The organism is Halorubrum vacuolatum, from assembly GCF_900188065.1.
GTDB classification, from domain to species: Archaea; Halobacteriota; Halobacteria; order Halobacteriales; family Haloferacaceae; genus Halorubrum; species Halorubrum vacuolatum.
Genome location: NZ_FZNQ01000001.1, coordinates 383,696 through 404,864, shown reverse-complemented (window position 1 = coordinate 404,864; position 21,169 = coordinate 383,696). Strand labels below are relative to the sequence as shown.

General features: G+C 64.9%; 24 protein-coding genes. 10 read left to right on the top strand and 14 right to left on the bottom strand.

The genetic code is table 11. From position 1 onward, the window contains the following. Positions 1–191: 191 nt before the first annotated feature. Together CHB65_RS02015 and CHB65_RS02010 are read right to left on the bottom strand one after the other, a co-directional pair. Entirely contained in the window at positions 192–1,016 is an 825-nt protein-coding gene (locus CHB65_RS02015) for a transposase (protein WP_089383363.1), read from the bottom strand. A gap of 272 nt (positions 1,017–1,288) precedes the next feature. After that, positions 1,289–1,663, bottom strand: a complete 375-nt coding sequence (locus CHB65_RS02010; protein WP_218818905.1) for a GNAT family N-acetyltransferase — start codon at positions 1,661–1,663, stop codon at positions 1,289–1,291. Positions 1,664–1,974: 311 nt separating this feature from the next. On the opposite strand from CHB65_RS02010, the gene CHB65_RS02005 reads away from it, so the two are divergent. The 4 genes from CHB65_RS02005 (at position 1,975) to CHB65_RS01990 (ending at position 5,339) form a co-directional block, all read left to right on the top strand. Beyond that, on the top strand, positions 1,975–2,538 hold the full coding sequence (locus tag CHB65_RS02005) for a DoxX family protein (protein ID WP_089383361.1): 564 nt from the start codon (positions 1,975–1,977) through the stop codon (positions 2,536–2,538). 139 nt (positions 2,539–2,677) lie between these two features. Beyond that, positions 2,678–3,040, top strand: coding sequence for a DUF7853 family protein (locus CHB65_RS02000; RefSeq protein WP_245809887.1), 363 nt, complete (start codon positions 2,678–2,680; stop codon positions 3,038–3,040). A 43-nt stretch (positions 3,041–3,083) separates the two neighbouring features. Continuing rightward, positions 3,084–4,637 (top strand): stage II sporulation protein M, encoded by a 1,554-nt coding sequence (locus CHB65_RS01995; RefSeq protein ID WP_089383360.1) that lies wholly within the window; start codon positions 3,084–3,086, stop codon positions 4,635–4,637. Between the two features lie 54 nt (positions 4,638–4,691). Further along, positions 4,692–5,339, top strand: coding sequence for a uracil-DNA glycosylase family protein (locus CHB65_RS01990; protein ID WP_089383359.1), 648 nt, complete (start codon positions 4,692–4,694; stop codon positions 5,337–5,339). 422 nt (positions 5,340–5,761) lie between these two features. On the opposite strand, the gene CHB65_RS01985 is transcribed toward CHB65_RS01990, so the two are convergent. The 3 genes from CHB65_RS01985 to CHB65_RS01975 form a co-directional block, all read right to left on the bottom strand. After that, complete coding sequence (locus CHB65_RS01985; protein ID WP_089383358.1) at positions 5,762–6,967, bottom strand: asparagine synthase C-terminal domain-containing protein; 1,206 nt, start codon at positions 6,965–6,967, stop codon at positions 5,762–5,764. Further along, a complete protein-coding gene (locus CHB65_RS01980) occupies positions 6,964–7,647 on the bottom strand; it encodes a PHP domain-containing protein (RefSeq protein WP_089383357.1) in 684 nt (227 codons plus the stop codon). Before CHB65_RS01980 ends, CHB65_RS01985 begins: the two co-directional genes overlap by 4 nt. A gap of 108 nt (positions 7,648–7,755) precedes the next feature. Then, positions 7,756–8,226: a Rieske (2Fe-2S) protein gene (locus CHB65_RS01975; protein WP_089383356.1), complete on the bottom strand. Its 471-nt coding sequence runs from the start codon at positions 8,224–8,226 to the stop codon at positions 7,756–7,758. A gap of 126 nt (positions 8,227–8,352) precedes the next feature. Between CHB65_RS01975 and CHB65_RS01970 the strand changes: the two genes are divergently transcribed. Together CHB65_RS01970 and CHB65_RS01965 are read left to right on the top strand one after the other, a co-directional pair. Then, a complete protein-coding gene (locus CHB65_RS01970; RefSeq protein WP_089383355.1) occupies positions 8,353–8,898 on the top strand; it encodes a hypothetical protein in 546 nt (181 codons plus the stop codon). Next, positions 8,898–9,404: a metal-dependent hydrolase gene (locus CHB65_RS01965; RefSeq protein ID WP_089383354.1), complete on the top strand. Its 507-nt coding sequence runs from the start codon at positions 8,898–8,900 to the stop codon at positions 9,402–9,404. The genes CHB65_RS01970 and CHB65_RS01965 overlap by 1 nt, the downstream gene beginning before the upstream one ends. Before the next feature lie 84 nt (positions 9,405–9,488). On the opposite strand, the gene CHB65_RS01960 is transcribed toward CHB65_RS01965, so the two are convergent. The 4 genes from CHB65_RS01960 to CHB65_RS01945 all read right to left on the bottom strand — a co-directional run bounded on the left by CHB65_RS01960 (position 9,489) and on the right by CHB65_RS01945 (position 13,565). Continuing rightward, positions 9,489–10,424: an aminotransferase class IV gene (locus CHB65_RS01960; RefSeq protein ID WP_089383353.1), complete on the bottom strand. Its 936-nt coding sequence runs from the start codon at positions 10,422–10,424 to the stop codon at positions 9,489–9,491. A 33-nt stretch (positions 10,425–10,457) separates the two neighbouring features. Continuing rightward, positions 10,458–11,105: an anthranilate synthase component II gene (locus CHB65_RS01955; protein WP_089383352.1), complete on the bottom strand. Its 648-nt coding sequence runs from the start codon at positions 11,103–11,105 to the stop codon at positions 10,458–10,460. Further along, entirely contained in the window at positions 11,102–12,904 is a 1,803-nt protein-coding gene (locus tag CHB65_RS01950; RefSeq protein WP_089383351.1) for an anthranilate synthase component I family protein, read from the bottom strand. Before CHB65_RS01950 ends, CHB65_RS01955 begins: the two co-directional genes overlap by 4 nt. Positions 12,905–12,986: 82 nt before the next feature. After that, complete coding sequence (locus CHB65_RS01945) at positions 12,987–13,565, bottom strand: helix-hairpin-helix domain-containing protein (protein ID WP_089383350.1); 579 nt, start codon at positions 13,563–13,565, stop codon at positions 12,987–12,989. Between the two features lie 116 nt (positions 13,566–13,681). Between CHB65_RS01945 and CHB65_RS01940 the strand changes: the two genes are divergently transcribed. Continuing rightward, positions 13,682–14,140, top strand: a complete 459-nt coding sequence (locus CHB65_RS01940) for a transporter (protein ID WP_089383466.1) — start codon at positions 13,682–13,684, stop codon at positions 14,138–14,140. Positions 14,141–14,334: 194 nt separating this feature from the next. Here CHB65_RS01940 and CHB65_RS16710 read toward each other — a convergent pair whose 3' ends face one another. Continuing rightward, a complete protein-coding gene (locus CHB65_RS16710) occupies positions 14,335–14,517 on the bottom strand; it encodes a hypothetical protein (protein WP_143420335.1) in 183 nt (60 codons plus the stop codon). Between the two features lie 63 nt (positions 14,518–14,580). Here CHB65_RS16710 and trxA point away from each other — a divergent pair, with 63 nt between their 5' ends. Further along, positions 14,581–14,925, top strand: a complete 345-nt coding sequence (gene trxA / locus CHB65_RS01935) for a thioredoxin (protein ID WP_089383349.1) — start codon at positions 14,581–14,583, stop codon at positions 14,923–14,925. A gap of 64 nt (positions 14,926–14,989) precedes the next feature. After that, the gene (locus CHB65_RS01930; RefSeq protein WP_089383348.1) at positions 14,990–15,406 is read left to right on the top strand and encodes a desampylase; all 417 of its coding nucleotides are present in this window, start codon (positions 14,990–14,992) and stop codon (positions 15,404–15,406) included. A gap of 14 nt (positions 15,407–15,420) precedes the next feature. Here CHB65_RS01930 and CHB65_RS01925 read toward each other — a convergent pair whose 3' ends face one another. Together CHB65_RS01925 and CHB65_RS01920 are read right to left on the bottom strand one after the other, a co-directional pair. Further along, entirely contained in the window at positions 15,421–16,623 is a 1,203-nt protein-coding gene (locus tag CHB65_RS01925; protein ID WP_089383347.1) for an HD domain-containing protein, read from the bottom strand. Between the two features lie 74 nt (positions 16,624–16,697). After that, on the bottom strand, positions 16,698–17,138 hold the full coding sequence (locus CHB65_RS01920; RefSeq protein WP_089383346.1) for a universal stress protein: 441 nt from the start codon (positions 17,136–17,138) through the stop codon (positions 16,698–16,700). A 104-nt stretch (positions 17,139–17,242) separates the two neighbouring features. On the opposite strand from CHB65_RS01920, the gene CHB65_RS01915 reads away from it, so the two are divergent. After that, positions 17,243–17,617 carry a VOC family protein gene (locus tag CHB65_RS01915; RefSeq protein ID WP_089383345.1) on the top strand — a complete coding sequence of 125 codons (375 nt, stop codon included), beginning with the start codon at positions 17,243–17,245 and terminating at the stop codon, positions 17,615–17,617. Positions 17,618–17,645: 28 nt separating this feature from the next. Here CHB65_RS01915 and CHB65_RS01910 read toward each other — a convergent pair whose 3' ends face one another. Next, positions 17,646–18,839 (bottom strand): MFS transporter, encoded by a 1,194-nt coding sequence (locus CHB65_RS01910; RefSeq protein ID WP_089383344.1) that lies wholly within the window; start codon positions 18,837–18,839, stop codon positions 17,646–17,648. Between the two features lie 122 nt (positions 18,840–18,961). Then, positions 18,962–21,094 (bottom strand): TRAP transporter permease, encoded by a 2,133-nt coding sequence (locus CHB65_RS01905; protein ID WP_089383343.1) that lies wholly within the window; start codon positions 21,092–21,094, stop codon positions 18,962–18,964. Positions 21,095–21,169: the final 75 nt, after the last annotated feature.

Genomic DNA, 21,169 nt, shown 5'->3' with positions numbered 1-21,169 from the left:
ACTATCTTCAAAATTTGAATGATTCAGGTTTGTGGATTACAAAATAGCCGACAAGTTGGTAGCTTGCTATCAGATCCGCTGATAGCGTGTAGTATCCTGTCAATCTAAAATCGTCTTGATCGGGTTATCGTAACTCGATTACACGAGAGTGCTCTACTTTGCTCTATTGAAAATGCGGTACGGGAGCGGGATCATAGTGTTTTGGCGAGCTTCTTGAGGTTGTTGAGGGCGAATGAGAGGATGATCTCACGGAACTGTCGGTACCAGAATTGCGAACGCAGGGCGGAGTCCTGCGTTCGCTTGACCGTTGAGTAGGATGTTTCTGACATCCACCGCTGTGTGTAGCCTTTTGCCCGGATCAGCGCGTTGTTTGCTGCTGCTTTCGGAGTCGATCCACGGTACTGAATGGGGTAGTCCACATCTAATGCGGCGATCTCGTATTCTGAGTACCAATCTTGGAAGCCGTTATCGGCAGCGACGGCCCGCAGGTCGTCCGCGTTCCGGCGGACGACCCGCGGGCCAGCCTTCGTATCATGCTCACGCCCGATACAGCAGTGCACGTCCAGCACCGCCAGCGACTCTGTATCGGTCAATGTCGTCGCTTTAACCGTCTGTACCCGCTGTCCTTTCCGCTGACAGTAGTACTGGGACGCGTTAGATCGCTCGAAGAACGTGCTGTCGAGTGCAGCGTAACCAGATTGTGGGTGTTGTTGCGCTGAAACGCGCAGCAACGCCCGCCAAACATGCATCGCGTATCGATCAAACGAGTGGTAGAACGTGGTTGGATCGGGTGGAGCATCCGAGCTGATCCCAAGACGATCGCACACATCCGGCATGAGGCTAAGCCGATCAACGAGTTCGACGTATCTGTGGCCTTCTTCCTTGCGAATAACGTGCGCGACAATATGCGCCTCGCGGGCAAGCCCGCCTGAGACGGGCTTGCCCGCTCGCTTCCCCAACGCTTGTTTAGCTACGCGTAGTGCTGTCTCAACGAGGTCGAGCAAGGCGACTCCCATTACCGTCTTCTCGACCTCGTTTTCCTAAACTCATTACGGCGTGATCGCGTTTCCGTCTTCCATTTTCAATAGAGCACTCTACTTAGGGATTGTATTCATTTGGGTGTTCGTTCCTTCTGGCAGAATTGTTGAAAATTACTAATACGACTGAAATCATTTGGACAAGACGGCAACTTGTTGAGAGCTGTCCGTAGCCTACTCAGGCTCTGTTGAAATCTACGAGTGGTGATAGGTTTCGGGGATCGTGCGAGATACAGAGCGCGAATCGGTCACTACAGCGACTGCACGTACTCTACCTGCTTGGGTCGGAACCCTGTATTCCGATAGAACCGTCGAGCATCTTCATTTTCCCACTCACAAGAGACCTTGATGTGATCATATCCCTGATCACGGGCAAGTTCTTTCACCTGTTCGCCGGCCGTTTTCCCGTAGCCACGATCTCGTCGGTCTTCGTCGATGTACAGATCAACAATACGGAAGAAGTCTGAATGCCGACGAGATGGATGGTGACCCTCCTGAAGAATGACGTAACCAATCGTGCCGCCCTCATCGACAATAAGATAGATCGTGACCTCGTCATTGTCCAGATAATTCTTGAAGCCGTCCGGGGGGATATCTTCAATGTCGCTGTAGACGAGTTCGTTCATCGTCGACGGCATCCTCGATCCGCTCACGGTGCTCCTCGCAGTTGTGACGTTCGTCCTGTTTACCCGCGGCGTCGATGCGGTCTATCTCATCTTTGGCGGCGGTGCGATCGGGATCGCGGCGTTCTTCGTGTTGTAAGCGGCGAGCACGCTCCCTCCGCCGAGATAGTCGATGATCGATCGTTTGATTTCGATGGCCAGTATATAAAAGTCTGAACTATTCGGGCCGAGAGCTACCGATTCTCCGGAAGGGAGAACGGCCTATTGTTTATATACTCTCACCGGTCGTCCGTTCAATCAGAGGGAGAACGCAGATGTCAACCCAAGCGCGGAACGAATTTGGCGGGCAGTTCGGTGGAGTAGAGTTATTCGGCAAGGCGCACTCGCTGTCGGCGCTGTTCATCGTGGCGCTGCGGGCAGTCATCGGCGGGATGATGCTGTTTGCAGGCCTTGGCAAGTACGCCTTTATTAGTGGAGAGGCGTTCGACGCCAGCGGCTACCTCGCGAACGTGGACCCGGTGAGCCCGGTGAGCGGGATCTACGGGGCGATGGCGGCGACCCCGTGGTTCGTCGAGATGGCGAACGTGCTCGTGCCGTTGACGCAGGTGCTGATCGGCCTCGCGCTCATCGCGGGCGTGTTCGTCCGGCTCGCCGCCTTCGGTGGTGCGCTCCAGATGCTCATGTTCTACATGGGTGGAATAGAGGGCAACTGGCTCGCCGCGTTCGACTCGACGCTCATCTACGCGGTCGTCTTCGCGACGGTCGCGGCGTTCGGTGCGGGGCGCATCCTCGGCCTTGACGCCTACATCGAGCAGATCGAGATCGGCGGCCAGCCGCTCGTCGAGCGGTTCCCCGTCGCCCGCTACCTCCTCGGGTAACCACCGTTACCTCCCGGGCATCCCCGGACGATAGCGTGGGACCGCTTTTTTTATCCCCCTCGTATCCACGGAGCGAGCGCCGTACGCGTGCGACCGACACACATAGGTTTATGACCCCTCCTCTGGTGGACCCACGTGAATGACCCCTCCACCGACCGACGACCATCCCCTCCCATCGGCTAGCCACGAGGAGGCGTGGGTCGCCCACGCCGCGCTGTTGGCCGCCGGGCAGACCGCGGTCGACGGTGGCGACGACGACCCACCGCACGTCCGCCCGCTGGGACGGATAGAACGGAAGCGCTCGCTCGCTCCCGAGGAGCTGGCGCTGCTTCGGGACGCCCTGATCGACTATCTCGGTGACGCCCCAGTTCGCGACCGGGCGCCCGGCCGGGCCCTCCTTCGGCGGGTCATCGACCGGCTCGATGCCGCCGACGTGGAAGATGGTGTGGGCATCGACGCCGGATCGGGGACGGACGATCGCTCGGCGTGGGAGCGAACGTGAGCGGATCCCCGGTTTTTAACCCGTTCTCCCGGTAGCTACAGGTATGGACCTGTCCTCCGCGATCACCGCGGTCGTCTCCACCCTCCGCCGGCGACCCGGCGATCTCCTCCCGTTTTACCTGCTCAGCACCGCCATCCCGATCATCGCGCGTACCGCTGGCTTCCTCTCGTTGGCGGCCGTGTACGTACATCTCGAAGTTTCGGGACGGCTCGCCGAGGCCCAAGCGGCCGCCGAGGGGGCCGATCTGACCCCACCCGATCTCGGCGATCCGGGTGAATTCGCCGGCGAGGAACCCGATCCCGACGCGTTCGATGAGGCCGAACTCGAGGCGTGGCTGGAGGGAATCTTCCCCGTGATCGAACCACTCCTCTCGCCGGTTGCGATCGCGTTGCTCGCGCTCGGGATTGGCGCATCGATCCTGATCGCTGCGGGCTCGTACGCGGCGATCTCCGCCGGACAGATGCGGGCCGTTTTCGCCCGGCTGCGCTCCGAGCGCGGTCTGACCGCGGGGATCGTGGGTGTCCGTCGCCACTGGCTCACCTTCCTCGGGCTCTACCTCACGGAGTTCGCGCTCTGGATCGGGGTGATCCTGCTCGGCACGCTCGCTATCGGCGTCGGTTTCGTGATCAACCCCTTCGTCGGCGCGGCGGTCGCGCTCGGCGTCTTCCTGATCGGGTTCGTCGTGTTGGTGGCGATCCGGATCCTGTTCGCGTTCGCCCCGGCCGCCGTTGTCGTCGACGACGCGGGCGTCGCCGGGTCGCTCACCGGTGCCGGCGGCTTCATCAGGTCGAACCCCATCGACGCCGCCGCCTACCTCGTGGTCGCCATCGGCGTCCTCGTCGGGGCGTCCTCGGCCGCCTCCGCGCTCGCGTTCGTCGGCGGCGGCGCGGCGGTCGCGCTGGCTGCCGCCGTCGTCGTCGCCCCCGCGCTCGATCTGCTCAAGACGGTGCTTTACGGCGACCATCGGGGTGCCGTCGATCCGGTCGACCCACCGGAGGCCAGAGTCCGTGACCAGTTCGTCGGCGGGATCAGGCGCGGCTGGCGCGAGATGGCCGCTTTCGTTCGGGTGACGCCCGGCCTTCACCTCTTCACCGTCGCGATCGCGGTCGGCTTCGGCGTGCTCGGGTGGCTCGCGGCGGCCCCGTTCGTCGACGTCTTCTCGACGTCCATCGAGGCGCGTCTGGAGGGCCACTTCCCGCCGTCGGCGACGCTGGAGTTCTTCGGCAACAACTGGACGGTCGCCATCTCGACGGCGATGGCCGGCGTCGCGCTCGTGATCCCGGCCATCTCCTCGGTCGCGTTCAACGGCTTCGTCCTGGCCGGGGTCGCGGCGCTCGAGGAGAACCTCGAGGTGCTCATCGCGTTCGTGATCCCGCACGGGATCTTCGAGATCCCCGCGATCATCATCTCCGGGGCGCTCGGCGTTCACCTCGGGCTCGTCGCGTGGCGGACGTTCCGCGGCCGGACCGGTCGGGAGGCGTTCGCCGACGCGATGGAGAACGCCTTCTGGGTGCTTTTGGGCGTCGGGATCCTGATCGCGATCGCCGCGGTCATCGAGGGATTCATCAGCCCGTACTACTGGCGGTTCCTGCTCTGAGCGGGCCGTCGTCGATCGAACGGGCTATTAGGTGTCGATCCCCTATCGTGTTCCGTGTACAACGTTACCGACCGGATGCGGAACCCGTTCGGGATGGAACCCGACTGCGATCGATACGTGCCGGGCTACGGTGACGCCAACGCGGACTTTCACGTGATCGGCGACCATCCGGGGGCTCACGGCGGGATCGACTCCGGGGTCCCGTTTACGGGCATGCCGTGGTCGGCGGCGTTCGTCGACGCGCTCGCGGAGGCGGGGCTGCTGTCGTCCGGTGAGGAATTCACCAACGGGGAGGGACCGTTCGGCGTCAGACGGACGTTCCTCTCGTACCTTCACATGTGTGCGACGGACGGCGAGCCCACCGCGGCCGACTACGACGACATGGAGCGCTTCCTTGACGCGGAGGTGCGGGCGATCGCCGCACACGTCCTCCTGCCCGTCGGTGCTCGCGCCACCGACCACGTCCTCCGAACCTACACGGCACGTGCGTGGAAAACCACACTCGACATGGAGGCGCTTCACGCCGAGGAACTGCTCGGCGCCGGCTGGCTGGTCCTCCCGATCAAAGACCCAGCCGATTGGGCCGACGGCGACGCCGAACGGCTCGTGACGGCGCTCGAATCGCTCCAGGCGACCGACTTCCGCCGCGAGAGCGACCTCGGCCGATTCATCGCCGGTAGCGATCCCTATTTTGTCCGGTGACCGGCGGCCGCGTGATCCGTCCGTGGAGGAGACGTGCAGTGTGTGTTCCGAGTCGAAGCGTGAGAGGGGGTGGAAGCCGGAACCTGCCGTCCGAACCTCCCACGTCCCGGTCGGGAAAGACGAGCGTCAGCTTTCGGCTTCGAAACGGCTGATGTACTCTGTAAACGTCCACTTCGAATCCGAAAACGATGCGGATGTCATTTCTTTACGCCCGGATCGGAGCTATATTTGTCACAAAAGCCCGCGTTTTATACGCTCCCATGGTACCGTAGATAGACGCCCGCACGGGCGGGCGTCGGCCGCAGGACTGGTACTCCATACACGCGGCTCGGTCGACGGTCCACCCGGGCCGTCAACCGACTCATTCGTTCCGATGTCGCCGTCACTCATCCGTCAGCGTCGTCACTCATCCGTCAGCGTCGTCACTCATCCGTCAGCGACGGTGAGCGTCCACGTTCGGATGCCGCTAGCGACGCCACGTACTGCCCCACGTGATCGTCCATCCGCCGTTTAAATCCGTTTTGGCGCGCGAGTCGATCGATCTCACGGGAGACGTACGTCCCATACTGGACGGCTTTTTTATCCGCGGTCGCCACCGACGGCGGAACGTCCTCGATGGCGGCACGCCGGAGGGCGATCTTTCGTTCCTCGGCCGTCGCGAGCAGCTCCCCGGGAAGTTCGAGTGCGGCGGCGATCAGGCGGTCATCGAGCAGCGGCGCGACGGGCTCGACGCCGGCGGCGCGCAGCGTCACCACGTCGCGTTCGAGCTGTGCGGGCAGGGTGGCGACGGTCTCATCGCGCGCGCCCCGCACGGTGTCGGCCGCGACGCGATGGTCCGACGCCGGCTCGACGACCTTGCTGTAGCCGCCGAACAGTTCGTCGGCACCCTGTCCGACCGCGAGCCGATCGAACCCGTCCGTGGCGGCCGCCTCCGCGACGAGAAAGAGCGGCACGGCGATGTTGAGGTCCATCGCGTTTCGCCGCCCCGTCGCCGTCGCCACCGCCGGGATCGCCCATCGGAGGTCGTCATGGGTGATCTCGACGACACGAAGGTCGCGGTCCATCGCGTCCGCCGCCTCCCGTGCGGCGGCGATGTCGTGACACCCCTCGAAGCCGACGACGTAACAGGGCGCATCCGGGAGTCCCGCGGCGACGACGCCGGAATCGACTCCCCCCGAAAAGGCGACCGCGACGTCGTCGGCCTCCGTCGACCTGAGATCCGACCGGACCGCCCCGAGCGCCTCGTTCACCGCCTCCTGTGCCGCCGCCGGCGTCGCCGGCTCCGGCGTCGGCAGCGACCACCAGCGCTCCGGACCCTCCTGGGTGTAGAGGCTCCCCGGCGGGAGCGGCTCCGGGTCGGCGAGATCGGTCGGGTCGACGCTCCATCTCGGCAGCCCCTCGGTTTCGGTTCCGTCGGTCCGCTCCCGGTCGATAAAAAGTGGCTGTCGCCCGAGAACGTCCCTGACAAGGGCCGGTTCGGGGCCGCCCCTGACCGGTGCGTCGGTGACGAGGCCGGCGAACCCCTGGGTCCCCGGGAGCGGGTCGCGTTCGGCGATCGCCCGTCGAACGTGGTCGGCGTCCGCCCCGAAGAGGCGGTCGTCCGTCTCGCCGCCGTCCGAGGGGCTCATCGAAGTCGATCGATCGCCCGAAACGCCCGTCGCTTCGCGCCGCCGGCGAACTGTCGAACGGAGACGGTCCAGGGGGTTCGTTTCCCGACGACGCTCGTTCGGCCCTCCGCGATGGCCGAGAGGATCGCCGCCGCCGAGCGGTCGTCCGCGCCGACTTCCGTGACCGCTTGCCCGACCATCTCCGAGATGTGTGCGTCGCTGCCGGCGGTCATCGGGAGGCCGTTGCGCATCGCGAATTTCTCGGCCTGTCGATTCGAGCGGCCGGTAAAAAGCCGCGAGTTGTAGACCTCGATGGCGTCCGCGCTCGCCAGCTGCTCGTCGGTGATGTGGGCTGCGACGCCGTGACGCGCCTTCTGAAACGGATGGGGAATCACGGCGATCCCGTCCTGTTCGCGGATCAACTCGAGGGTCTCATCGAAGCTGCGCCCGCTCGGGACGAGTTCATCGATGCCGAACGCCAGCATGTGGCCGGCCGCACACGTCACCTCCATCCCGACGATGCCGACGAGTCCGTAGTCGGGAGCCAGCTCCGCGGCCTCGATGCTGGCGTCGATCTCGTCGTGATCCGTGACGGCGAGCGCGTCGAGGCCGATCGCGTTTGCCTGCTCTAAGAGCAACTCGACGGGATCACGGCCGTCGTGGGACAGCTCCGAGTGCGTGTGCAGCTCGACCGATAACACGTCCTCTCGTTCGGGTGTGTTCGTAAAAAGTACCCCGATACACGCGGGGAGCGTCCCGAAGGATCACGTCGACGGTATGGCTCGCGTCGCGCCGCTCGACCGCGACGATCAGCTTCCGGTGAAATCGATGCGTGAGCCGCCGTCGTCGGCCTCACGCGTTGCGGGGCCGAGTCGGAGGAACTCGTATCCCTCGTCGGTCAGATAGACCGCGTCGTCCTCGATGGCGACCTCGACGGCCTCCAGGGTCGATCCCTCACACGGGCCGAAGTTGCAGTAGCCGGAGTCGGCCTCGAACGTCGCGCCGTGTTTCTGACAAAAGATCTCGCCGTTGCGCACGAACGCCCCCTCGTCGCGGTCGAGCCGGACGTCGGTCCAGTGTTGACAGTAGTTGCGGAAGGCGGCGACGCCGTCGGCGAGTCGGATGAGGATCGCCTCCGCCTCCGGGTCCCCGTCGTCGTCCACGCCCACGTCCCCCTCGCCCTCGTCGACCGACTTCGGGTCTTTTGGTCTAAGTGTGACCAACAGCGTGCTGTCCTCCGGCACCTCATCGACGGCGACGATCCGACGACCCGCGTCCATGCGGGAGGGTTGGTCGGGAGCGATTTCAGGGTTGCGTGTTTCGTTTGTTCGGCTTCTCACGATGGATCCGTAACCGATAGGTGGTGGTGCTTTATATGCTTGGATCGAATGCGGGATGTCAAATAAATGAATCGCAAGCGCCGCATCCTCGCTATCGGCTTTTTGCTCGTCGTTACGGTTGGGATGAATGTACCGTATGCAACGACCGATCTTCGATCTTCGCCCGAAAAAGCCGACGTAAGCAGCAACCCCGCTCAGTTCGATGGCGAAGACGTCTTTTATTTTGTACAAGTCGATGAGGTTGACGAGCGTGAGGAGGCGTTGGTCGTGGTTTTTAAAAACACCTCAGCAGTCGGGATCGCTCTTGATGGTTTGCGGGTTGATACAGAGGACGTCGTTCATGACCGGCATGAGGTAACGATCCGTCCGGTTGACCCGTCAGTTATTGCGGAGATCGAACCGGGGGCACGTATCCAAGTATTCGGCACGTTATCCGAGGAATCCAGCGTGTTGGTTGCGGAGGAGATCGTCGTTGATTACCGGGATTCACGGGATTGGATCTATGTACTCGGCATCTCGCTTTTCGGTATGTCGCTTGCGATCGTCCACTTTTTCAGATACTGGCATCCGAACCCGTCGGAACTGAGCTTTCAAAAGCGGGGTGAGTCGTAATGGCTGAATGGCTGACTCACGTCCTCGTTGCCTATGCGCTTTTTACCATCGTCAGCTGGTTCGTCGAGTGGGTCGATCAACGGTGGGTTGCCGTGGCGATGATCGGATCCATCCTTCCGGACCTGAATCGAATAGATCTGCTCGTTTCGGATGAAGCCGTGGAATATCTTCTCGGGATACCCTTCTCATGGGACGGATTACACACCCTCGGGGGATCGATACTGCTCGCCGGAATCGGCGCGCTCCTGTTTCATACCGCGCGCGAACGACGCCGTGCGTTCGTACTCCTCTCAGGAGGTGCGGTCTCTCACCTCGTCGTTGACCTTCCACAACGGTATGCGGATGGGCTGATGCTTTCAGGACAGTATGCGTTCCCGATCCCGGTTCCACGGTTGCCGACGCCGGGCTGGTACGTCTCAGCGGATCGCTGGGTTGCAGTCGTCGCCGTTGCCGTTGCACTGGTGGTATTCGTTCTGGACCGCTCTCAGGAGCACACTGAAAAGTAATCATGCACACCAGACAAGATCTGCGTCTCGTCTGCCGCATGCGTTTCGTCATTTTCCAATCGCTGCACGACTGTTTTGGACGGCTCACAACCGCTCGCCGTCGTAGTGTTCCTCCTCGATCCGGAGGTCATAGAGCCGCGAAAGGAGCGTCGTGAGCGGTCCGGCGACTCCCTCCCCGTCGTCATCGGGTTGACCCCTTTGGCGACCGCCGTCGACGTCTATTCCGTCCACCGTTTTTACCGGACGGATCCCCCACGTCGAGTTCGTGAGAAAGACCTCGTCGGCCGCCCGCACCGCATCGGGGGTGTAGGTCCCCTCCTCGATCGGGATCGCCTCCGACTCCGCGATCTCGATGACGGTCTTCCGGGTAACCCCCGGCAGGATCGGCCCGTCGAGCGAGGGAGTCCGCAGCGCTGCCCCGTCGGAAAAAAAGAGGTTCGAGGTCGCTCCCTCCGCGACGTTGCCCTCGGGATCGAGCATCAGCGCCTCGTCCGCGCCGGTCACCCGTAGCTCCAGTCGGGCGAGGATCCCGTTCAGGTAGTTGTGCGTCTTCGCGTCCGCCGGCAACGCACGCGACGACGGCTTACGGGTCTTCGTCGTCTGGAGCGTCGCCGGTCCATCGTAGGGTGGCTCCCCGTCAAGCCCGCCGCGGGGGAGCCGTTTCACGATCACGACCACCGTCGGGTCGACTTCCGGCTGCGGATCGAGCGTCCCGGGCTGGCTCCCGCGGGTGATAGAGAGCTTCACGTAGGCGTCCGCGAGGTCGTTCGCCGCGAGCGTCGCGTCGATCCGGCCCTTCAGATCGGACGTGGAAAGCCCGTGATCGATCCCGAGCGTCTCACAGGTCCGAGCGAGGCGGTCGGCGTGTGCCTCCCAGCGGAAGACGTCGCCGCCGAACGCGCGCAGCGTCTCGAAGGCTGCGTCGCCGTAGGCGAATCCCCGATCCTCGACGGAGACGGTCGCCGCCGATGCCGGCACCAACTCGCCGTTCACGTGATACCGACGCTCCTCACTCGTCATCACAACACTCCTCACTCACCATCGAATCGCTCCTCACGCATCATCCAGACAGCCCTCGATGAAGTTCTCAACCAGCCGCTTCCCGTCGGGCGTCAGGATGCTCTCCGGATGAAACTGGACCCCGATGTGCGGCCGATCCCGCCGCCGGACGCCCATCACGACCTCGCGTTCGTCCTCCGTTCGGGCGGTCTCCTCGAGTTCGTCGGGAAGGTCCTCGTGTTCGACACACAGCGAGTGATACCGGCCGACCTCGATCGGGTCGGGAAGCCCGGCGAACACGCCCGTTCCGTCGTGGGTGATCGCTGAGGGTTTTCCGTGGACGACATCGGGTGCGTGGCCGACGGGCGCCCCGAGCGAGGCACAGAGCGCTTGGTGGCCGAGACAGACCCCCAACACCGGACGATCGAGATCGAAGACGTCCATCGAGACGCCGGCCTCCTGTGGGGTTCCGGGACCGGGTGAGACCACGATTCCGTCCGGGTCGATCCGTCGGATCGCCGCCAGATCGACCGCGTCGTTGCGCCGGACCGTCACCGCGCCCGCGAACTCGCCGACGTACTGAACGAGGTTGTACGCGAACGAGTCGTAGTTGTCGATCACGAGGATCCGCACGTCGTGTGTCCCCACGCCCGGCTGCCAGCCGTCCGCGTCGTGTGCAACGTCACCGCTTTCTTCCGTCATCTCGCGTGACCCTCCACGTTCATTCGGCCCGCCTCAAGGGCCTCGTCGATCGCCGTCACGAGCGCGCGGCCCTTCGCAAGCGTCTCCTCGTACTCCGCGTCCGGGTCCGAATCGTGTACCACGCCCGCGCCGACACGGAGGTGGTACTCGTCGGCGTGGCGAACGAGCGTCCGGATGACGATGTTCAGCGTCGCGCGGCCGTCGAAGCCCGCCGCGAGCATCGATCCCGTATACGGTCCGCGCCGGGTCCGCTCCAGCTCGTCGATGATCTCCATCGTCCGCGGCTTCGGCGCGCCGGTGATCGTCCCCCCCGGGAAGCACGCGGCGATGGCGTCGGCGAGCGAGACGTCCGGGCGGGCCTCGCCCTCGACGACGCTCACGAGGTGCATCACCTCGCTGTAGCGATCGACCCGACGATACTCCGGCACCGTCACCGTCCCGAACTGCGAGACCTTTCCGAGGTCGTTGCGTTCGAGGTCGACGAGCATCGCGTGTTCGGCGCGCTCCTTCTCGTCGCCGGTCAGCTCCGCTTCCATCGCGGCGTCCGTCGCGGCGTCCTCGCCCCGCGGCCGCGTCCCGGCGATGGGTTCAGTGACGAGTCGGGCCCCCGTTCCGTCGCCGTCGCCGTCGTCGATGTCGCCGTCGCCCACCTCGCCAGCCGCCGGCACCCGTTCGAGTAGGAGTTCGGGGCTCGCGCTCACGAGGTCGGCCCCGCTTCGCTCCCCTCCGCCGCCGAACTCGATAAGCCCCGAGTAGGGCGCGGGGTTCACCTCGCGGAGGGCGTCGTACGCCTCGACGGGATGGACCGCCGCCGGCGCTTCGAGCCGCTGGGAGATGTTCGCCTGAAAGGTGTCGCCGTCGCGGACGTAGCGTTTCACCGTTCTGACCGCCTCGGCGTACGCCTCCCGTCCCGTGTGGCTCTCGAACGTCGCCGCCGATCCCGATGCCGGCGCGGGCCCAACCTCCGGATCGCCGGTTTCGATCCGTTCGATAAGCTCACGTGCGCTCGCGACGCCGGCCTCGAAGTGGGCGTCGAGTGCAGTCGCATCGGCAACTGGATCGGTGAGATCGCCGGGGATCGTGGGGCAGGCGGTGACGCGCAGCGTGGTGGGCTCGCCGTCCGCCGTCGGGCACTTCCAGGCGGCGAGGCGATCGAACACGCCGACCTGGAGCCGCGGAAGCCCCCGGTCGTCGATCGCGCCCGGACCGTCCGGGCCCGCCGGGGGGAACCGTTCCAACTCGCGGGCGACGTCGTACGAGAGCCAGCCGAAGACGCCGCAGGGATACGGTACCGTACAGTCCCCGCGGGCGAGCGACTCGCCCGCGAGCAGTCCGTCGAGCGCGGAGAGCGTCGGAGCGTCCCGACGGTAGTCGCCCGTGGGCGACCGGTCGGTAGCCGGTGCGTTGCCGCTTCCGGCCGGCTCTTCACCATCGTCGTCCGTCCCTCCGTCATCGTCGTTCGCCTCTCCGTCATCGTCGTTCGCCCCTCCGTCATCGTCGTTCGCCCCTCCGTCGCTGGTATCCACGTCGTCTTCGGCTTCGCTCCCGGGTCGGTTCGCCACGACGGCGTCAGCGAAGGCGGTCAGCCGATCGCACGGCTCGATGCCGAAGTATCCCCAGCCCGGCTGTCCGCCGGTCGTCTCATAGAAAAACCCACCCGTTCCGTCGCGTGCGCGTCGATAGGCCGCAAACGGATCCTCGACGGTGACTCGACACTCGACCGGGACCCGAGCGTTCGGGGGGGCCATGGCGGCGACCGCCCGGAACCGCTCCCGGTCGGTGTGGACACGTTCGCTCATATTTACTCCGTTCGGGGGCGGTCGGGAAATCCTTGCGGTCGATGGACCGTTCCGCGGATGACCGTCCCGTTCGCGGCGCCTCTCAGAACTTCTTCGCCCGATCGATCCACGTCGTCGCCCGCTTTTCACCGACGCTTGCCCCCTCCGCGACCGCCTCCGGATCGGCCTCGGCGAGGTCGGAGACGGTGTGGATGCCTATCTCTCCCAGTCGCTCGGCGTAGGCGGGACCGATTCCCCGAATGCTGTCGACGGGCTCGCCGTCCACGTCCTCGGAGGCCTCGTCGGTGTCCTCCGCTCCGTCACCCTCCGTATCGACGGTAGCTTCCGTTTCCTCACCCTCCGTATCGACGGCAGCTTCCGTTTCCTCAGCCTCCGTATCGGCGACACCGTTCGTCTCGTCGTCGCCTTCCGGTTCGTTCTCCGTTGTCGCGTCGCCGACGGCGTCGACGGCCTCCGCCGGTTCCGCGGTCTCCTCGGGGACGTCCGGCTCCTCGACGAGCGATCCGGTGGATGCCGCGGCGTCGGTTCCGGCCGCGGCCGGCTCATCCTCGTCGGCGTCGTCGACCGGTGCCTCACGTTCGACCGTCACTGACGTCCCGCTGCCGCCGTCGGCGTCGTCTCCCATCCCGAGCATCCCCTTGATCTTCTTCAGCAACGACATGACCGAAGGTACGTGTAGCGGATATTTAAAAGCCGGCGACGGCGGCGAGTGCTCCGCGTTTGACCGACCTGGGTGCTTTCGCCGGTATATAAGTCATGTCGGATCGACGGATCGGTATGGCACTCATCCATTCGGTCATGTGGACGATCCACGTCGGCTTCGCGATCCTGTGGACGGGGAGCGTTCTCTTCGTGGCCGTCGCCGTGATCCCGCCGGCGACTCGGGGCGATATCGGTACCGACGCGCTCGGATCGCTTATCGATCGGCTCCGGTGGATCACGCGAATCGGAGCGGTCGCGTTCGTCGTCTCCGGCGGGCACATGGCCGGGGTCCTCTACGACGTCAACACGCTCACCGGCACCGGTCGCGGGCATCTCGTTCTCACGATGATCGTCCTCTGGCTGCTCATCACCGGCCTGATCGAAGCGGGCGGCGGGAAGCTCTCCCGCGGGCTCGAGACCGGCAAACTTCGTGAACCCGCCCGGGAAGCTAAGCCGTTTATGTACGCCGCCGCCGGCCTCTCCGTCGCGCTCATCGCCACCGCGGGGCTGCTCGCGAACCCGTTCGGGCTCTGAGCGGATTCAAACCACGCCGTCACCTCACTCCAATCGGTGCCCTCTGATTCGAATCACCCTCGCGTGTATTCCTGCGGTTCGCGGCAGTGCTCGTCGCAGGACAGTGGCTCAGCCGGACACGAACAGTACGGTCCGGATCGACGCTGACGGCCCAAACCGAACGGTCCGACCCGATGGGTGTCGGCAGCCGCGGATCAATCGGGCCGTGACCGCGATACGACGGGCAGCGGCCCGAGCATCCACACCCACGCCGCGAGCATGAGCGCGCCGGGCAGTTCGAGGGGTGCAATGCTCCCGAGCGCGAGGAGACTCTTTCCCCCACCGCGGCGCAGATCACCCTCTAACGCTGTCGTCGTCGGCTGAATACGGCCGTACAAAACGCGAGAATATTGTAAATTATATCCACAACCGTTATCCCTCTTGGGGTCATACGATCGGGTATGAGCTCATCCACGGATGCGGCCCCAAGCGAGTACATCGAACTCGAAAGCGAGGATCTGTTCGAAGATCTCCTTGATGATCACGACGTGGTCCTCGTCGACTTCTACGCGGATTGGTGTGGACCGTGCAAGATGATGGAGCCAACGATCGAGTCGCTCGCGGCCGGAACGGCCGCGGCGGTGGTGAAGGTCAACGTCGACCACTTCCAGGGACTCGCCTCCCGCTTCGGCGTGCGTGGGATCCCAACCATCCTGTTGTTCGCGGATGGCGAGCAGGTCGAGCGGGCCGTCGGCGTCCAGTCGGAAGCCGATCTGTCGTCGATGATCGCCGACCACACCGCCTGAAGCGGCACGTCCGTCGTCACACGCTCGGCGTCCTTTTATGCCCGACAGGGTCCTTCGATCGGGTGTGATCACCTTCGAACGCGCCGCCTACGACGCGGTCGTCACACACGCCACGGACGGCGCTCCAGCGGAGGTGTGTGGCGTCCTCGCCGGCACCTTCGATACCGAGGACTCGATCGTCGAGGCGGCTCATCGAACCGAAAACGTCGCCGAACATCCTCGCACGCGCTACGCTATCGACCCGACGGAGTTGTTTTCGACGATCGAACGCGTGGAGGCCGAGGGGCTGTCCGTCGTCGGCTTCTATCACTCACACCCCGCGGGCGGCCCGAATCCGAGCGGGACCGATGTCGAGCGGGCGACGTGGGACGGCTACTCGTACGTCATCTGCGCACTTGACGGCGCGCCGTTCGTCGGTTCGTGGCGCTGGACGTCCGAGGGAGGGCGCTTCGGACGCGAGGCCGTCGCGTTGCGGGAGTGATGCCGACGCACCGATCACCGCCCGCCGCGTATCCCGAGCACCTCGCGGGCGACCTCGTGAACGGCATCGACGTGTTCGCCCGGACAGTAGACCCCGAGCCGCCACCGCCGACGTTCGGCCGCACGAAGCGCGGAGACGAGTTCCGAGGCGTCCTCCAACCGCTGTGGTACCCCATCGACGATGACGGTCGAGGCGGCCTCCTTTAACCCCGGTCGCTTGGGCACGTCGACGATGACCGCGTGGGCGTCGAGCCCGAGGCGCTCGGCGATCTCCCGTTCGGCCGCACGCTCCTCGGCGTGGCCGGCGTCGACCGTTCCCGCCGGCACGTCGCCGAGCCCGACCCAGACGGCCCGTTTATACAGGTCGCGTCGTTCGATCCGCCGCCCGAGTTCAGGCACCGACTCGCCAAGCGCGACGAGCAGGTCGTGGTCGGCCATCCGGCGAAACTCCCGGATCGAGCGGTCAGTCGAGGCGAGAAGCCGTTCACAGGCCCGTTCGAGCATCGCGCCCGCGACACGCGAGACGTGATGTCGGTAGACCACGGCGTTCATCAACGACCGGGCGACGAGCAGGCTCTCTGCGGTCGCGACGTTGCCCTCGGCGAGCACGAGGTCGGCGGTATCTGCGGACGTGGTGCCTGTCGGGGTCCCGCCGAGCAGACGAAGTTCGTTCACGAGTCGACCGACGTCGACGGAGCCGTACGGAACGCCCGTGTGATGGGCGTCACGGACGAGGTAGTCCATGCGGTCGACGTCGAGCTCGCCGGAGACGAGCGCGCCGACCCCGCCCTCCCCGGCGACGAGGGAGGCGACGCGATCGGGGTTGAGCCCGTTCGCTTCGAGCACCTGGGTCACCTCCCGGTCGGGATCCGTGATGAGCCAGCCGATGTCGTCGTGATCCGCGCCCGTCTCACGATGGATGATCCCCTCGGTCTGGTGGCCGTAGGGCCCATGTCCGATGTCGTGTAGCAGGGCGGCCGCGCGGACGTGTGCGGCCGTGTCGTCATCGAGTGCGAGTCCCCGAAGCGCCCGGGTCGCGAGGTGATAGACGCCCAAGCTGTGCTCGAAACGGGTGTGGTTCGCGGAGGGGAACACGAGTCGGACGGTGGAGAGCTGTTTGATGTGTCGGAGCCGCTGAAAGGCGGGCGTCTCGAGCAGGTCGGCGGCGACGGGATCCAGTCGGACGTGCCCGTGGACGCTGTCTTTAATCGCCTTCATTGGACGAACTCCGTGGCCGAGGCGATTGGTCGTTTCGACTCGCCGATCCGGGCGAGAGATGACGCCCGGGCGTGCTACGGTTTCCCGAGGAACACCGGCCGGTCGGCGTTCAGGATAACCGTCTGGCTGACGCTGCCGAACAGCGCCTTGCCGACCGGTGAGCGCTTGCGCAGCCCCAACACGATCGCGTCGACGTCCTCCTCGTCTGCCACCGTGAGGATCCCGTCAGACGGATCGCCGACGTGTTCGATGAGGGTGTGATCGACACCGAGCGCGTCGAGTTCCTCCTCGACGGCATCGACCGACTCGGGCCGTCCCTGCAGTTCGACGATCGACTCGTTGATCTCCTCGATGACCGCGGATCCGGCCTCATCGGCCGGCGTATCGACCTGTTCGTAGACGTGAAGCAGCACCACCTCGATCTCCTCGATCGATCCCGGCAACGACTCAAGCAGCGACACCTGCGAGCGGGCCCGATCCTCGTCGATATCGATCGGCAACAATACGCGGTACATACCGCATGGTCTATCGTGTCGTCTATTAAGTGCGATGACTGGTTTCCCCGTTCCCGGGACGGGTCCGCCGCAACGACTAACCCTTCGGCGTGAGGGGACGATCCATGGACGTGATACACGCCGCGCTGTGGGTCTCGGATATCGATCGCACCCGGGAGTTCTATGTCGACGCGCTTGGGCTCACGGAAAACTGGTCGTTCACCGGCGGCGACGGGGTCGAGAACGTCTATATCGGCGGGGAACACGCCGAGTTCCAATTTAAATACGATCCGGACGGTGGGCCGGCGATCGATCCGGGAACGGTAGACCACGTCGCCGTCGGCGTGGCCGACGTCGACGAGACATTCGAGCGGCTCACGGAGCGGGCGGATCCGCCCGTCCACGAGGAACCGACGACGATGGAGCACATCGGTCGGCGGGTCGCCTTCCTTGCGGATCCGGACGGATACGTCCTCGAACTCGTCGAGCGGATCGAGTAGGCACTGGACGGCAGTGCGGGCGCGGCGGTCACTCCATCATGGCGACCTTCTCGACCGGCGGATCCGTCCTGATGACGACGACAAGCAACGCGGCGGCGACGAGACAGCCCGCCGCGAGCAGCAGCCACGCCGTCCGATAGTCGACGGTGTCCGCGAGATAGCCGAACGCCGGCGGCGCGACGAGCGCCCCGGCGGTCAACGCCAGCTGGCAGCCGGCGGTGGCGCTGCCCATCTCCGAGGCGGGAACGAGCGTCGCCATACAGGAGTAGTAGACGCCGGTATACCCGAGCACGAAGAAGCCGAGCAGCGAGAAGGCGAGCGCCGCTCCGGTCTCCGTGCTGGCCGCCGTGACGGCCACGAAGAGGACGACGCTCGCGAGCGTCTGGACGATGAGGATGCCGCCGATCCTGCTGCGTGGTTCGCCGGGCAGCACGTCGGCGAGCCAGCCGCCGAGCAGTCGCCCGAGGCTGCCGAACAGCTGGACCGCCGCGAGGACGACCCCGCCGAACGCGACCGTCGACCCGATCGACTCCTCCATATATAACACCGTGTACCCCGTCGTGGTGAAAAGCGCCGCCCCGAGAAAGACGCCGGCGGACGCCAACAGCATGTACGGACGATTGCTCGCTAACCCGCGGAAGTCCGGCAGCGTCGTCGCCCCGCCCTCGTTGCCGGAGTAGGCGAGGTAAAAGAGGATGGCGACGGCGACGGCGACGACGCCGGCGATGAGAAAGCCGATCTGCCAGAAGAAGACCCCTGCAAGGCCCGTGACGAGCAGGGCACTGATCCCGCTGCCGCCGGTGACGCCGACCTGTTTGATCCCCATCGCGGTGTTCTGTCTGCCGGGCTCGATCGCGTCGTACACCGCCTTGTTCGTCCCCGGCATCGCCGTACTGTAGATCGAGCCGAGCAGGAAGACCGCCGCGAGCAACAGCGCATAGGTGGGTGCGCCGGCGACGAGGACCACCCCGGCACCGAGCCCGACGAGCCCGAGCGAGAGGGTCCGTCGCTCGCCGACCCGGTCGGTGAGCGCGCCGACCGGCAGGAGGAAGATCGCATATCCGAGCGTGAGCGTCGTCACGACGATCCCGACCTCGAACCGGGAGAGCCCGAACGCGTCCCTGAAGAACGGCGTGGCGGCGAAGACGGTGTAATAACAGATGCTGGCGGACACCTGCCACAGGGTGACCAACGAAACCGTCCGCCAGTAGGACCGGTCCATCTACCGTTCCGGTTTCACGGCCGGGGGATAAGCGGTCGGCTCTCGGCAAGGTGGAAACGCGTCGAGGGGACTGAGGGCGCAGCGACGGGTTCGTCTACAAAGGCGGTGTGCGATTACCTCGGTTATCGCGCGATCGACCGCAGCCGGTCGAGCGGCGACGACTGCCCGACCGCCGCCTGCGTCAGGTAGAGGAACGTCGCGACGCCGAGCGCGCCCAGCTGGACCATCTGGTCGGGGAAGACCATGATGGTGACCCCGAGCGAGAAGAAGACGGCTCGGAGGCCGAGTGCGGGCGCACGCCCGAGATCGAAGCGGTAGTTAAGCCCGTGGATGATGATCAGCGAGCCCGCGAGGATGATCGCCGAGGTGAGCAGCACGCTCGTGGTGAACTCGCCGCCGTGATCGACGATGCCGGGGTGATAGATGAACGAGAACGGGAGGATGAAAAGCGGCGCGGAGATCTTCACCGCTTCGAAACAGGTCTCCCAGAAGTCCGACCCCGCGATCGAACAGGCGACCGCCACACAGGTCGCGATCGGCGGCGTTAACCCCGCAAGTATCGCCGCGTAGAAGACGAAAAAGTGCGCGGAGAACTCGGGGAGGAAGAACTGGTTGATAAGCGTCGGCGCGACGAGGAGCGCGACGACCGTGTACGCCGCCGTCGTCGGCATGCCGAGCCCGAGCAGGATACAGATACCCATCGCCATCACCGCCGCGATGATCAATACCCCGCCGGAGAGCGACATGAGGGTCAACGAAACGGCCGTCGGCACGCCGGTCGCCTGCAGGATGTCGACGACGCCGTTGATCGCACCGAGAATGATCGCGACGGGCGCGAGCACGACGACGCCCCCACGAAGCCCGTTGAACGTCTGTTGCAGCGTATCGACGAACTGCCAGAACGTCACGCGAGCATCACGGGTATCGAACGCGGCCTTGCCGGTCGGGATCGTGATGCCAAAGAATGCCATCGTGACGACCGTGACGAACGCCGAGGTCATCACCGTGTATCCCAGAAAGCCCAGCAGGTAGATCAGGACGAAAAGCGGAACGCCGAATTTGATCCCCTCCAGTGCGAGTTCACCTTGAGTGAGCCGATAGTCGAACTGTCCGGTCATCTCCGGGTCCTCTATCTGTGGGGCCGCCGCGTAGTGGACGGCGACCGCGACGACGACCATCATGATCCCCGCGGGAATGAGCCCAGCAACGATCACGTCGAGATACGAGATGCCCGTGATGAGCGAGGCCATCACGAACGCGCCGGCACCCATCACGGGTGGAAGCACCTGTCCGGTCGTCGAGGCGACTGACTCGATGCCGCCGGCCGTCGAGCCACGGACGCCGCTTTCTTTCATCATCGGGATCGTGAACGAGCCGGTCATTCCGGCGTTTGCGGTCTGGCTCCCGTTGACCGAGCCGATGACCGCGCTGGCGATGACGGCCGTCTGGGCGACGCCGGAGTCGACGTACTTCGCCGCACGGACCGCCGCCCGCAGGATCAGGTCGAACGCCCCGTACGCCCGTAACATCCCCGCATACAGCAGGAACAACGCGATCCACGCCGCCGTCAGTTGGGTCAGGAAGCCGAAGAACCCGTCGTTGGCGAGCGCGAGGATCCGAAGCGTGCGGTTGACCGAGATGCCGGTGTGCCCGAGCGTTCCCGGGATGATCCAGCCGAAGAGCCCGTAGCCGATCCCGACGAGCACCACCGCGAGGAACGTGATCCCGAACGCCCGCCACGTGAGGTAGATCATCACGAGCGAGAACGCGGCCGCCATCACCAGCTCCGGCGTGGTGACCCGACCACCCTCCACGAGTCGGAGGACGTTCGTGAACATGTACACCGTCGTGATAACGGTGATGACCGCACACACGGAGAGTATCGCCACGTCGGAGCGATGCTCGGAAAGCAGCGTTTTCAGGTCGTCAACGATGTAGTTCGTTCCGCCACCGACGTTGTCGGCGAGTTCGGAGTGGATGTACAAAAGCAGGATGCCGCCGAGGAAGCCGATCCCGAACATCGCGCGGGAGGCCCCGCCGAGTGACATGTACATCACATAGGCCCAGAAGGGGATCGAGAGGACACCGAGGACCGAGTTCATCGTCGCACGCTCCTTCAGCGCGCTCCACGCGAGACGTTCACGAGCGACCTCGCCGATCGGTCGATCGGCGAGTTCGGGTTCAACGTCGTGTTTCGTTAAGTCCTCGTCGATACCGTCCGTCGGGTCATGTTCTGAGCCGCTATCGGTTGCCATGTAGAGCGTTCATAGGCCGCGTGCGTTCGAATGTCGGTAATACTGAAAGGGGCGTTCACCGTCCGTGGACGAACG